The 12,788-nt window shown below is 62.0% G+C and carries 10 protein-coding genes; 6 read left to right on the forward strand and 4 right to left on the reverse strand.

Annotated elements, in window-relative coordinates:
• Positions 1 to 1,332, reverse strand: coding sequence for a UDP-glucose dehydrogenase family protein (locus B9A15_RS16090; RefSeq protein ID WP_084411536.1), 1,332 nt, complete (start codon positions 1,330 to 1,332; stop codon positions 1 to 3).
• Positions 1,333 to 1,550: 218 nt separating this feature from the next.
• Positions 1,551 to 3,212, reverse strand: a complete 1,662-nt coding sequence (locus B9A15_RS16095) for an electron transfer flavoprotein-ubiquinone oxidoreductase (protein ID WP_084411537.1) — start codon at positions 3,210 to 3,212, stop codon at positions 1,551 to 1,553.
• A 168-nt stretch (positions 3,213 to 3,380) separates the two neighbouring features.
• Between B9A15_RS16095 and B9A15_RS16100 the strand changes: the two genes are divergently transcribed.
• Together B9A15_RS16100 and B9A15_RS16105 are read left to right on the forward strand one after the other, a co-directional pair.
• Complete coding sequence (locus B9A15_RS16100; protein ID WP_425292965.1) at positions 3,381 to 3,758, forward strand: DMT family transporter; 378 nt, start codon at positions 3,381 to 3,383, stop codon at positions 3,756 to 3,758.
• Positions 3,759 to 3,922: 164 nt separating this feature from the next.
• Positions 3,923 to 4,891, forward strand: coding sequence for an exopolyphosphatase (locus B9A15_RS16105; protein WP_084411538.1), 969 nt, complete (start codon positions 3,923 to 3,925; stop codon positions 4,889 to 4,891).
• A 135-nt stretch (positions 4,892 to 5,026) separates the two neighbouring features.
• Here B9A15_RS16105 and B9A15_RS16110 read toward each other — a convergent pair whose 3' ends face one another.
• Positions 5,027 to 5,896, reverse strand: a complete 870-nt coding sequence (locus B9A15_RS16110; RefSeq protein WP_244556990.1) for a quinoprotein dehydrogenase-associated SoxYZ-like carrier — start codon at positions 5,894 to 5,896, stop codon at positions 5,027 to 5,029.
• A 233-nt stretch (positions 5,897 to 6,129) separates the two neighbouring features.
• Complete coding sequence (locus B9A15_RS16115) at positions 6,130 to 7,065, reverse strand: quinoprotein relay system zinc metallohydrolase 2 (protein WP_084411540.1); 936 nt, start codon at positions 7,063 to 7,065, stop codon at positions 6,130 to 6,132.
• 761 nt (positions 7,066 to 7,826) lie between these two features.
• On the opposite strand from B9A15_RS16115, the gene B9A15_RS16120 reads away from it, so the two are divergent.
• The 4 genes from B9A15_RS16120 to B9A15_RS16135 all read left to right on the forward strand — a co-directional run bounded on the left by B9A15_RS16120 (position 7,827) and on the right by B9A15_RS16135 (position 12,493).
• The gene (locus B9A15_RS16120; RefSeq protein WP_084411541.1) at positions 7,827 to 9,671 is read left to right on the forward strand and encodes a methanol/ethanol family PQQ-dependent dehydrogenase; all 1,845 of its coding nucleotides are present in this window, start codon (positions 7,827 to 7,829) and stop codon (positions 9,669 to 9,671) included.
• Between the two features lie 440 nt (positions 9,672 to 10,111).
• Positions 10,112 to 10,906: a c-type cytochrome gene (locus B9A15_RS23460; protein WP_244556991.1), complete on the forward strand. Its 795-nt coding sequence runs from the start codon at positions 10,112 to 10,114 to the stop codon at positions 10,904 to 10,906.
• A 1-nt stretch (position 10,907) separates the two neighbouring features.
• The gene (locus B9A15_RS16130; RefSeq protein ID WP_084411542.1) at positions 10,908 to 11,876 is read left to right on the forward strand and encodes a substrate-binding domain-containing protein; all 969 of its coding nucleotides are present in this window, start codon (positions 10,908 to 10,910) and stop codon (positions 11,874 to 11,876) included.
• The gene (locus B9A15_RS16135; protein WP_084411543.1) at positions 11,873 to 12,493 is read left to right on the forward strand and encodes a PQQ-dependent catabolism-associated CXXCW motif protein; all 621 of its coding nucleotides are present in this window, start codon (positions 11,873 to 11,875) and stop codon (positions 12,491 to 12,493) included. The genes B9A15_RS16130 and B9A15_RS16135 overlap by 4 nt, the downstream gene beginning before the upstream one ends.
• Positions 12,494 to 12,788: the final 295 nt, after the last annotated feature.

Consider the following 12,788-nt stretch of genomic DNA (forward strand, 5'->3'; position numbering starts at 1 on the left):
TCACGCCTCGACCGACGGACGCCCGATGGGCACGTAGCGATACCCACGCGCGGCCATTTCGCCCGGCTCATAGACATTGCGTAGATCGATCAGGACCGGGTTCTTCAAAGAGGATTTCAGAAGATTGAGGTCGAGCGCGCGCAAGACGTCCCATTCGGTAACGATGACAGCTGCGTCGGCGTCCTTCGCGCAATCGTAAGGGTCGGTCACGAAGTCGACCCCTTCCATCATCCGGCGCGCATTCTCCATCCCTTCCGGATCATAGGCTCGCACCTCAGCGCCCATGTCCTTCAGCGCCTGGACAATGGCCAGCGAGGGCGCGTCGCGCATGTCGTCCGTATTGGGCTTGAAGGTCAGACCGAGCACGGCGATTGTCGCGCCGCGAATCTCGCCGCCCAGCGCCTTGACCACCTTCTTGGCCATGGCACGCTTGCGCTGATCGTTGACGCTGGCCACCGTCTCGACGATGCGGATGGGCGCGCCGAAATCCTGCGCCGTCTTGATCAGCGCCTGAGTGTCCTTCGGAAAACAGGATCCGCCATAGCCCGGCCCGGCATTAAGGAATTTCGGCCCGATACGCCGGTCGAGACCAATGCCGCGGGCCACGTCCTGGACATTCGCCCCTGTCGCCTCGCACAGATCGGCGATCTCGTTGATGAAGGTGATCTTGGTGGCGAGAAAGGCGTTGGCGGCGTATTTGGTCAACTCCGCCGTCCGCCGGTCTGTGTAGAAGACGGGCGCCTGATTGAGCGAGAGCGGGCGATAGACTCGGGCCATTACCTCCTTGGCGCGCTCGTCATTGACGCCGACCACGACCCGGTCCGGCCGCTTAAAGTCCTCGATCGCAGCGCCTTCACGCAGGAATTCGGGATTGGAGGCGACGGAATAGCGCTCCGCCGGAACGTGGCGGGCGAGAATGCGCTCCACCTCGTCGCCGGTGCCCACCGGTACCGTCGACTTGACCACTACGACCTTATAGCCGCCCTCGGGCTCGGCTGCCATCGTGCGCCCGATCTCCTCGGCCGCAGCAAAGACGTAAGCGAGGTCGGCATGGCCGTCACCGCGCCGCGACGGCGTTCCGACTGCGACGAAGATCACGTCGGCCGCCCGCACCGCCTCGGCAAGATCGGTGGTGAAGGAAACGAGGCCGAGCTTCGTGCCCCTCTCCAGAAGCTCGCCGAGCCCGGGCTCGTAGATCGGCACGCCGCCCGCCTTCAGTGAGGCGATCTTGCTCTCGTCCGTGTCGACGGATGCGACGGAAAAGCCGAAGCTTGCAAAACAGGCTCCGGTGACGAGCCCCACATAGCCGCAGCCGATCATGGCGATCTTCATGGAAAGCGTTCCTCTTCGCGAAGGCGTCTGACTTTCGAGAGGAGGGCAATCCAGCTTTCGGCGCGCTTGTCAAACGAGGCGGCGCCGAGCGCGGGCGAATTCCGGGCGGCTGTGCCCTTGCGGGCCCATCGGCTCGACCCACGTCCGGCGAGGTGCTCAGACGCCGCTCTGGCTGTCAGCGGACATTCGCAAGCGATGCTTTCAGATGTCCGCTCTCATCACATCTCCTGATAGACCGGCCCCTCGCCGCCCTGAGGCGGGACCCATTCGATGTTCTGATTTGGGTCCTTGATGTCGCAAGTCTTGCAGTGGACGCAGTTCTGACCGTTGATGACGAAGGTCTCCTTGCCGTCCTCGACTACCCATTCATAGACACCGGCCGGACAATAGCGCTGGGACGGGCCGCCATAGACCGCCCATTCCGAGCTGTGCTGCAGCCCCGCATCCTTCACCTTCAGATGGACCGGCTGATCCTCTTCATGATTGGTGTTCGACAGATAGACCGAGGAGGCCTTGTCGAAGGTGAGGACGCCATCGGGCTTGGGATAGTCGATCGGGGCGAATCTCTCGGCCGGCTCCAGGCATGCATAATCCGGTTTGCCGTGGGACTTGGTGCCGAAGAGCGAAACTTTGAAGAGCTGGTTCGTCCACATATCGAGACCGCCGAGCGCGATGCCGAGAAGCGTTCCGTAGTGCGACCAGAGCGGTTTGACGTTGCGCACCGGTTCGAGATCACGGCCGATGGACGAGCCGCGCCAGGCCTTCTCATAGGCCGTCAACCGATCGTTCGCCCGGCCGGCCTTGAGCGCCTCGGCCGCAGCCTCGGCCGCCAGCATGCCGGAGGCCATCGCATTGTGGGCGCCCTTGATGCGCGGGACATTCACGAAGCCGGCCGCGCAGCCGAGAAGCGCCCCGCCCGGAAAGTCGAGCCGAGGAACCGATTGCCAGCCCCCTTCGGTGATCGCTCTTGCGCCATAGGCGATGCGCTTGCCGCCTTCGAGGAGCTCGGCGACGTCCGGATGGGTCTTGAAGCGCTGGAATTCCTGGAAAGGCGAGAGATAGGGGTTCTTGTAGTTGAGATGTGTGACGAAGCCGACAAAGACCTGGTTGTTTTCCAGGTGATAGAGGAAGGAGCCGCCGCCTGTGTCGTTCTTGAGGGGCCAGCCAAAGGCATGTTCGACCCGCCCGGGCCGGGACTTCTCCGGCGCGATCTCCCACAATTCCTTGATGCCGAGGCCGAATTTTTGAGGCTCGCGCCCTTTGTCGAGCCCGTAGATCGCGATCGCCTGCTTGGCGAGCGAGCCGCGAACGCCCTCCCCTAAGAGAACATATTTGCCGTAGAGCGCCATGCCGCGCTGATATTGGGTGCCCGGCGTGCCCTCGCGCGTCACGCCCATGTCGCCGGTCGCGACGCCAATGACGACATTATCCTCGTTGCGCAGAAGTTCGCTCGCCGCAAAACCGGGATAGATCTCGACGCCGAGCGCCTCGGCCTTCTCCGCCATCCAGCGGCAGACGAGGCCGAGGGAGACGACGAAATTCCCGTCATTGCTCATCAAAGGCGGCATCAAGGCGTGGGGCAGGCGCACCGCGCCCTGCGGCCCATAGAAGAAGAAGCGATCCTCGGTGACCTTTTGGCGGATGGGCGTCTCCTCCTCCCGCCATTCGGGCAGAAGGCGGTCGAGGGCGGACGGATCGAGCACATTGCCAGACAGGATATGGGCGCCGACTTCGGCGCCCTTCTCCAGGACGATGACGGAGAGCTCGGGATCGATCTGCTTCAGACGGATCGCGGCGGCCAATCCCGCAGGGCCAGCCCCGACGATGACCACGTCGCATTCCATCGATTCGCGTTCCGGAAGCTCGTCCATTTCGCTCATATTGGCTATGCACCCCTTCGTCCTGCGGCTTCTGTCCTTGCGACCTGATCGAACCGCGTCTCTGGTCAGGTTCTAAGCTGTTCCTCTTGCGCGTCAAACCAGGGGCGTCGGAACGAGGAGCAGGCGCGGCGATGCGCTCGGATTGCCCTTGCCTTTTTCGACCGCCCCATGCAGGCCTCCACCGTCCTTTGTCTCGGCTGGAAAGGCTGGCGCGCCATGACCTATGTCTATCTTCTCATCGCGATCGCCTGTGAAATCGTCGGGACGACCGCGCTCAAGACGACCGAGGGATTCACCCGCCTGGCGCCGTCCATCGTGACGATCATCGCCTATGGCTTCGCCTTCTATTTTCTCTCTCTGCCGCTCAAGACCATGCCGGTCGGCATCGTCTACGCCATCTGGTCCGGCACCGGCATCGTGCTTCTGGCCCTGATCGATCTCGTCTGGTTTCGCACGTCGATCGACCTTCCCGGTTTGATTGGCATCGCGTTGATCCTTGCCGGTGTCCTCGTCATCAATCTTATCTCCCACTCCGTATCCCATTGAGCGCGAAGTCTTAAACGCCGAGGCAGATCGTTTTCGAGGCTCGACGGCCTTAAGTCGGTTCATTTTCCAACAGGATGGTGCGAAAAAGGGAATGTGCGACAACCCGAGCTTAACTTCAGGCTTGTAGTGTCGCGACCAATTCGAACCTTGGAAGAGACTGATCCATGGCCCCCAACCGCTACCGCCTCGTCACGCGAAGCGATTTCGACGGCCTCGTCTGCGGCATGCTTCTCAAGGAGCTCGACCTCATCGACGAGATCACCTTCGTCCATCCCAAGGACATGCAGGACGGCAAGATCGAGATCACCGATCGGGACATCACGACCAACCTGCCTTATGTCGAGGGGTGCCACCTCGCCTTCGATCATCACTCCAGCGAGATGCTTCGCCTAACCGGCGATCGCGACAGGCGCGTCATCGATCCAAAGGCCGCCTCTGCCGCACGCGTGGTCTATGATTATTACGGGGGCGCGGAGCGCTTTCCGAATATCCGCGCCGATCTCATGACGGCGGTCGACAAGGCCGATTCGGCGGATTTCACCCGCATGGAAATCGTCAATCCGACCGGCTGGACGCTGCTCAACTTCCTGATGGATTCGCGCACCGGCCTCGGCCGCTTCCGAGACTTCCGGATTTCGAACTATCAGCTGATGATGCAGCTGATCGACCACTGCCGCAGCTTCAGCGCGGAGGAGGTCCTGGCCCTTCCCGATGTCAGGGAACGCGTCGATCTCTATTTCGCCCATGACGAGCGATTCAAGGCCCAGCTCCTGAATTGCAGCGAGGTTCACGGCCCGCTCGTCGTGCTCGATCTGCGCCAGGAAGAGACCATCTTTGCCGGCAACCGCTTCATGATCTATGCGCTGCACCCAAGCTGCAACATCTCGATGCACGTCCTGTGGGGCCTGAAGCAGCAGAACACGGTCTTTGCCATCGGCAAGTCGATCCTCGATCGCTCCTCGAGCGTCAATGTGGGCGAACTCTGCCTTGGCTATGGCGGAGGCGGACATGAAGCGGCAGGCACCTGCCAGGTTCCGAACGAGCAAGCCGAGAGCGTGAAGGCCGAGCTGATCGGCGCGCTGAGCGGCTCCGACAACGGGCTTGCCGAGGAACCCGGCCGCCTTTCGGCGTAACACGAAGGCGCAAGGGCACGCATACGCCACTGCCCGCACCATCGAGCAGTGCGCCTTATGCTGTCGCCAACATCCAAGCGCTTCAGACGATCTGAAGCGCTTGGGGCTTTGTCTGCTCTAAGAACGCCGAAATGGTCAGGATGCCGTGACCGGGAAAGTCTCCTCGAAGACTTTGCCTTCCGTATCGACCGCCTTCACATGGAAGGGCTCGGCGCTGTCCCCCTCATAGGTGAAGCGAAAGTTCGGGTCTTCCGAGATCGAGATGCCGCCGGTCATTGAGAAGACCGGCTGACCGCCCCGCTCCACGTCAAGATCGGTGATGAAATGGGCGGGAATATAAAGAAGCGTCACCTGATCCTTCTGGAGCCCTGAATTGTTGGGGTGGCGGATCTGAAGCTGGGCCTCTCGGCGGTCGGCCGCTCCCTCGACCTCGCCGAAGTCGCGGAGCTTCATGCGCCCCATCTCCCGCGCCGCCACTTCCGGATCCTTCGCCGCAGGAGCAGCGCAACCGCCAGCCGCCTTCACGAATTGCTTGGTCACATAGAGCGTGCCGTCCGCGGCCTCCGCCACCACATGAACGTCCGTGTAAGCATTGACGCGGACGCGGGTGGAAAGCTCCGTCACGCCCGCCCCTTTCGCAAGGGTGAAGGTGCCTGCGACCGGAGACGGATTCTCGTCGATGACGAGCGTCACCTTGCGAATGTCTTTTTCCGGATCGAGGCGGATGGTCATCGGTACGATGGCCGGATCGGCGGCGCGCTTGGGCGCCTCGAGCGAGACCACATCCGTGCCCTCGACGAGCTTCCGATCGCCGAAGAGATCGAATTTGAGATCGGTCCACGCCGAATCGGCGGCGGCCGCCGCTTCCTCCGGGCTCGGCTCGCTGGCCGCAAGGCTCACGCTGGTGACGCCGAAGCTGAGTGCTGCGGCGACCAGGGCGACCTGCGAGGGCCTCCCCCACCGCGCCGCCAAATTCCGGCCCATACCGGAGGGTAACGTCTTCATGGCAATCCTCCCAAAGATTGTCCGGCCGCATCGCCTTTGCGTGGCAGGCGACCGTCGTCATGGCTGCGACCACGCTCGTGCGGCGGTTCTTCCGCCAACGCCAGTCTTGGCCGGACGGTTGCCCACCCCATCGACCTGAAGCTGAGGTCCGATTGTGAGCGCGCCGGGCCGGCACGACAAGCCTTTCCGCGTTCACGTCATTCGGAGCGCTCACAGCCGAGCAGGCCCGCGTCTCATTCCCATTCCAACTCGGCATAGGCGGCCGTCGCGTTACGCCGACGGTAATCCTCCGAGAGCTCGAAGGCCTCGGCTTCGGCCTTGGCTGCAGTCTCTGCCGTCTCGCTCAGCCTCTGGCCGGAGGCGATCGCGACGCGCACATCCCGGGCAAGCGCCTCGAGATAAGCGGTTTGCGGCTCGATCGCATCCGGCCAGGGCGCCGTGGCGGGCCCATGACCAGGCACGACGCGCTCGGCCGGAATCGCTTCGAGCATCGGCGTCTGGCGCAACCAGCCGAGAAGGCTGCCGTCGAGCACTGGCAGATGCTTCATGAAAACGAGATCGCCGGCAAACAGCGTTCTCGTTCTTTCGTCGAAGACGGTCAGATCGTTGTCCGTATGCGCCGTGTCCCAGGCCTTCAGGACGAGGGGGCGATTGCCAAGATCCAGGGTTCGCTCGGCGGACACACCCTCGTCCGGCGGCGTGATCGTAACCGCGTCGGCGAGTTCTGGACCCAATTGCTCGCGCATCGAGGCCCTATAGCTCTCCGCCCGCGCCGCAAGAGCCGGCGCCAGCCTTTCATGCCCAATGATCCTCGCGCCCGCCGCTTTGAACACCTGATTTCCAAAGAGATGGTCCGGATGCATGTGGGTATTGATCGCATAGGCGATCGGCTTGTCGGTGATCGCGCGGATTGCGGCGAGCGCCTCCTGCGCCTCCGTGACACTGCCTCCCGTATCGATCACCGCCACAGCATCATCGCCCACCACGAAGCCGATGTTGGCGATGTCTCCGCGATTGGCGGCGCTTGTCTCGGCGACCTCACCCTCATGGACGAAAACGCCAGGTACGACCTCGCTGTAGAAGCTTGCAACCCTGTCCGCCGCCAGCGCGATTGCCGCATCGTACCAAAGTACAAAGGCTAGAACGACGGCCGTCCACGCGTTGATCATGACTCTTTTCTCCCGAATTCTGTCGTAGGCCTCGCAGGTTCCGACACTTACAAACGGAAAGACAGATAAACTCCTATTCTTTTGATCGAACCGTTACCGTCATGAGGTCCCAACGTCGAACATTGCGACAAAAGGTGCTTTTTCACGAAATGGAACCGAACGAAAAGTCTTTATCGCCCCGCGCCAGCCGAAATCGCTTTCACATCGGCGAATCCAGCCGGCTTCACGCGTAATTTTCTCCGCTAAAACCGCGTGCCTTCAAGTATTCGCTTCAGACTTGCATCGGGTATTGGGTGGCATATCTCAAAATAGGCGGCCATAAATGGGCGAGGAAATGGACGAAAATTCGACAAGTTCCTCAACAAAGTATGAAGCGAAGAAAGCAACGCACGCGAACAAAACTGATTCAGACCGCACTCTTTCGCATTGCAATCGCGTTTTGCTGCACTGCAGCTAGGAAAAATTCCGCTTTTCGCTTGCGTCCTTGGAAAACCGCCTCTAGCATCACGACCATGGTTTCCGGCTTCAAAGGTCGCACAAGTGTTGGGAGCACAGCGACTTTCGAAGGCCTCGGTAGGGCGAATGTTCAACGGTGCCCACCAAGACCCCTATTGGCGGTCGTGACACGCTGCCGGAAACCGTCCCAATCAAAAAGTAGAATGCAAGCGGTCCTTGATCAGGCCCCCAAGCGACACCTATCGATGGGGCGAACTCTCGGTTCGAATGCTTTCACTTCTTCGGTTCCTTTGGGAGGACACTCGATGATCAAAACGCTTACCAAGGCCGCCCTCGCGACCAGCCTGCTGATTGCAGTCGGCGGCGTCGCGAATGCGAATGGTGATCTGCAGGAAGCCGCCAAGAATCCGGCGCAATGGGTCATGCCGACGGGCAACTACGCGAACCAGCGTTGGTCCGATCTCGACATGATCAACAAGGACAATGTCGGCCAGATGGTCCCCGCTTGGACCTTCTCCACCGGCGTGCTGCGCGGCCATGAGGGCAATCCGCTCGTTGTCGGCGACACGATGTTCGTCCACACCCCCTTCCCCAACATCGTCTATGCGCTCGATCTGAATGACGAGGGCACGATCAAGTGGAAATATGAGCCGAAGCAGGACCCGAGCGTCATTCCGGTGATGTGCTGCGACACGGTCAACCGTGGTGTCGCCTATGCGCCCGGCGTCGACGGCAAGGATCTCGTCATCCTGCATCAGGCCGACACCAATGTCGTCGCGCTCGACGCTTCGACCGGCGAAGAAGTTTGGAAGGTCCAGAACGGCGATCCCTCCAAGGGCGAGACCGGCACGGCCGCTCCGATGGTCTTCAAGGACAAGGTTCTGATCGGCATTTCCGGCGGCGAGTTCGGCGTGCGCGGCTCGGTGACGGCCTATAATCTGAGCGACGGTTCGCAGGCCTGGCGCGCCTATTCGACCGGTCCCGACGACGAAATGCTGATGAATCCGGAGAAGACCACCGAGCTCGGCAAGCCGGTCGGCAAGGATTCCTCGCTGAAGACCTGGGAAGGCGATCAGTGGCAGATCGGCGGCGGCACGACCTGGGGCTGGTTCTCCTACGATCCCGAGCTGAACCTCATCTATTACGGCTCCGGCAACCCCTCGACCTGGAACCCGTCCCAGCGGCCGGGCGACAACAAGTGGTCGATGACCATCTTCGCACGCGATGCCGACAGCGGCGAGGCGAAGTGGGTCTATCAGATGACCCCGCATGACGAGTGGGACTTCGACGGCGTCAACGAGATGATTCTCGCCGACATCCCGGTCGACGGAAAGGACCGCAAGGCCCTCGTCCACTTCGATCGTAACGGCTTCGCCTATACGCTCGACCGCGAGACCGGCGAGCTGCTCGTCGCCAAGAAGTACGATCCGGCCGTCAACTGGGCGACCGAAGTCGTGATGGACCCGAATTCGGATCAGTACGGCCGCCCGCAGGTCGTGTCCGAATACTCGACCGAGCAGAACGGCGAAGACGTCAACACGACGGGCATCTGCCCGGCGGCGCTCGGCACCAAGGACCAGCAGCCGGCGGCCTATTCGCCGGAGACCAAGCTGTTCTACGTGCCGACCAACCACGTCTGCATGGACTACGAGCCGTTCCGCGTCGCCTACACGGCCGGTCAGCCTTATGTCGGCGCGACCCTATCGATGTATCCGGCTCCGAACAGCCATGGCGGCATGGGCAACTTCATTGCCTGGGACGCCGGCAAGGGTGAGATCGTCTGGTCGCTGCCCGAGCAGTTCTCGGTGTGGTCGGGCGCTCTGGCGACCGCTGGCGACATCGTCTTCTACGGCACGCTCGAAGGCTATCTGAAGGCTGTCGACGCCAAGACGGGCGATGAGCTCTACAAGTTCAAGACCCCGTCGGGCATCATCGGCAACGTGATGACCTACGAGAATAGCGGCAAGCAGTATGTCGGCGTCCTGTCGGGCATCGGCGGCTGGGCCGGCATCGGCCTCGCGGCTGGCCTCACCGACCCGAATGCCGGTCTCGGCGCGGTCGGCGGTTACGCCTCGCTGTCGAAATACACCGCTCTCGGTGGCCAGCTGACGGTCTTCACCGTTCCGGAGCAGACGGCTTCCAGCAACTAAGCCTTAAAGCGCGGCCGGCCGAGCTCAGCTCGGCCGGCCGCTTTCCACATCTATAGGCCTAGGCTGCAGCTTGTCGCGGCCACCTTTGGAATGACAGACGGCTCTGATCAGCATCATCGCTCCAAGGCGACTCCAGAGGCGGTGCCTGCGTAAGACCGGTGCTTAAGTTAGAGAACCTCGCCGACCACGACAGCGTGAGATCAAACGCGCAGCTTCTTAACCGACCGCGCGTTGAAGGGAGAAATTCCCAAGCATCTGGCACTATCGATCGATAGCCCTACGACTAGAATCCGACTAAGATAGGCGACGCTTGCCAGATAGTCCTATCTGCTTGTTTCGAGCGCGATGCTAGCAACGACATCAGAACTGCCTTTCACATCCCGCTCTAAGAATAACCAAGAAGACAGATCGCAGCCCAGCTCGCGTCACTGAGGAAACCGATGAACAGCAAATCCATCGCCATTGCCGGCGCCCTCCTCCTCTCGACCTCCGGCCTCGTCCTGGCTGCGGGCACGACAATCATCCCGGCGGGACAGAGCGCCCAAGGCGGCCAGACGGACACGACCGAAGTCGCGCAGGCCCAGTCCTCGGAAAAGACAGCTCAGCAAGAGACCAAAGCCGCCCCTCCCCCCGCACAGAGCGAGCCGGCATCAAGCGGCCAGAACGGCGACGCGACGGCTGCGGCCGATTCTCAGGCCAGCGAACCGGCACAGTCCGAGACGGCAGCGGCTGGCGGTGACGTCATGAAGCCCGACGCCCATCCGTCCAAGGATACGGTCAGCGAGGGCAACGAAGTCGCGAGCGTCGACGATCTCGGCAAGGCGACCGATTCGGCTGGCAACCCGACCTACCAGATTTCGGCCGACGGCACCGCCGATTGGTATACCTGGCGCGGCTACAAGAAGTACATGGCGAACTGCATGCAGTGCCACGGTCCCGATGGTCTCGGCTCGTCCTTCGCGCCGAATCTGACCGAGTCCCTGCAGACCCTCAACTATTTCGATTTCGCCGGCATTATCGTGTCCGGTCAGCAGAACAAGTGGAACACGTCGGGCAATTCGGTCATGCCGGCCTGGGGTGAGGACCCCAATGTGATGTGCTCGCTAGACCCGATCTATATCTATCTGCGCGCCCGTGCTGACGGCGTGGTCGGCCGCGGCGAGCCGAAGCGTCCGAAGAATAACGACACGACGAAGGCTGCGCAGCAGGAAGAATACAACTGCCTGGGATTCTAATATGAGCATTCGCTCCATCATCGCATCGGGGATTGCAGGCGCTTTGGCGCTTGCGGTCCCCTTCCTCGTTTCGGGCCCGGCATCCGCACAGGATCGTGAATTCGGCGGCGAAATCGAATTGGTCGATCCGGAGGTGTTCCGGGTCTGTGCCGACCCGAACAACATGCCCTTCTCCAACGAGGCCGAGGCCGGTTTCGAGCAGAAGGTGGCCGAGCTTCTGGCCGGCAAGCTCGGGCGCTCCTCCGTCTCCTACACCTATTTTCCCCAGGCGACCGGCTTCGTGCGCATGACCCTCGGCTCGCAGCTCTGCGACGTGATCATGAGCTATCCGCAGGGTGACGAACTCGTCCAGAACACCAACGCCTATTACCGCACGGCTTATGCGCTCGTCGTCCCGGCCGATGGCGATCTCGCCAATGTGGAGAAGTTGTCGGACCCAGCGCTCCAGGGCAAGCGAGTCGGCGTCGTCGCGGGCACACCCCCGGCGACCTATCTCGCTCGCGCCGGTCTCATCGGCAAAGCCAAGCCCTATCAGCTGATGGTGGACACGCGGATCGACAATTCGGCCAAGGCGATGATCGACGATCTCGACAAGGGCAATATCGATGCCGCGACCCTCTGGGGCCCGATGGCAGGCTGGTATGCCAAGCAGTCTAACAAGGACTATAAGGTCATTCCGCTGATCCATGAGGGCGCCGGTCCTGCGACTACCTTCCGCATCACCATGGGCGTCAGGCCCGCCGATCAGCAGTGGAAGCGGACCCTGAACGTCGCCATTCGTGACAACCAGGACGCCATCAACGACATTCTCTTGTCCTACGGCGTGCCGCTTTTGACCGAAGACGATCAGCTGATCCAACCGTCCAAGGATGCGGCGGCCGGCACTGGAAGCGGGAACGACAGCGAACAGGCGACCGATACCGCCGCGAAGACGGGTAGCGACTCGACAGGCAAAACGAAGACGCAATGAAGCGCCCTACCCCAAAATCGGCTCTCGCCATCACTGCATCGGCCCTTCTGCTTCTCGCAGGGGTCATTGCCGGCGCTGGCGCGAGCCTGTCGCCGGCCCATGCGGCCGGAGCGGCAGGGGGAGCAGCGACAACCGTCGCCGAGCCCGACGGCTATCGGATGGACGAATACCGGGCGCCGGTTCCCGCCACGCTTCAAGGCGGAACGGTCATCGACACGGCAGAGGCCAAACGCCTTCATGACGAGGGTGTCCCCTTCGTCGACGTTCTGCCCCGGGCGCCGAAGCCGAAGGGTCTCCCCGAGGGCACGGTCTGGCGCCCCAAACCGCGCGACGACATTCCCGGCTCGGTCTGGCTCGTCGATACCGGCTATGGCGAGCTCGCGCCGGTCATGGAACGCTATCTCTTTGACGGCCTTGCCGAAGTGACCGGCAGCGACAAGACGAAGCCGATCGTCCTCTACTGCCAGCGCGATTGCTGGATGAGCTGGAACGCCGCCAAACGCGCCATAAAAGACGGTTATACGGCCATCCACTGGTACCCGGATGGAACCGATGGCTGGGCGGAAGCCGGCTACCCGCTCGACCGAGCCGAGCCGAAGCAGCGCCCGGACGAATAGGCGCGCCGCGCGGCGGTCCCGGATGTGGCCTCGTCGCGGCTCCATGAACGTCCAGAGCAACGCAAATCCTCCAACGCTTCGTCATCCTCGCGCCCAAAGGGCGCGGGAACCCATGCCGCACCCGTTGACGCGACTGTTCGTTCGAGGATGAGCGTCACGACATGGCCGCGAAGGTGAACCGATGTGAACACCGCAGAGGCATGGCAACTGTGTTCATGCGAAGGCCTTTTTGTCTCTCTGCATGGCGTTGAGGACGGTGAGAAGCTTTCTGGCGACGGCGATGATTGCGACTTTC

The organism is Fulvimarina manganoxydans (assembly GCF_900176465.1).
GTDB lineage: Bacteria > Pseudomonadota > Alphaproteobacteria > Rhizobiales > Rhizobiaceae > Fulvimarina > Fulvimarina manganoxydans.

What these genes read in the sequence shown, in the direction of transcription:
- B9A15_RS16090 (WP_084411536.1), bottom strand. Translation starts at nt 1,332, where the DNA reads ATGAAGATCGCCATGATCGGCTGCGGCTATGTGGGGCTCGTCACCGGA.
- B9A15_RS16095 (WP_084411537.1), bottom strand. Translation starts at nt 3,212, where the DNA reads ATGAGCGAAATGGACGAGCTTCCGGAACGCGAATCGATGGAATGCGAC.
- B9A15_RS16100 (WP_425292965.1), top strand. Translation starts at nt 3,381, where the DNA reads ATGCAGGCCTCCACCGTCCTTTGTCTCGGCTGGAAAGGCTGGCGCGCC.
- B9A15_RS16105 (WP_084411538.1), top strand. Translation starts at nt 3,923, where the DNA reads ATGGCCCCCAACCGCTACCGCCTCGTCACGCGAAGCGATTTCGACGGC.
- B9A15_RS16110 (WP_244556990.1), bottom strand. Translation starts at nt 5,896, where the DNA reads ATGAAGACGTTACCCTCCGGTATGGGCCGGAATTTGGCGGCGCGGTGG.
- B9A15_RS16115 (WP_084411540.1), bottom strand. Translation starts at nt 7,065, where the DNA reads ATGATCAACGCGTGGACGGCCGTCGTTCTAGCCTTTGTACTTTGGTAC.
- B9A15_RS16120 (WP_084411541.1), top strand. Translation starts at nt 7,827, where the DNA reads ATGATCAAAACGCTTACCAAGGCCGCCCTCGCGACCAGCCTGCTGATT.
- B9A15_RS23460 (WP_244556991.1), top strand. Translation starts at nt 10,112, where the DNA reads ATGAACAGCAAATCCATCGCCATTGCCGGCGCCCTCCTCCTCTCGACC.
- B9A15_RS16130 (WP_084411542.1), top strand. Translation starts at nt 10,908, where the DNA reads ATGAGCATTCGCTCCATCATCGCATCGGGGATTGCAGGCGCTTTGGCG.
- B9A15_RS16135 (WP_084411543.1), top strand. Translation starts at nt 11,873, where the DNA reads ATGAAGCGCCCTACCCCAAAATCGGCTCTCGCCATCACTGCATCGGCC.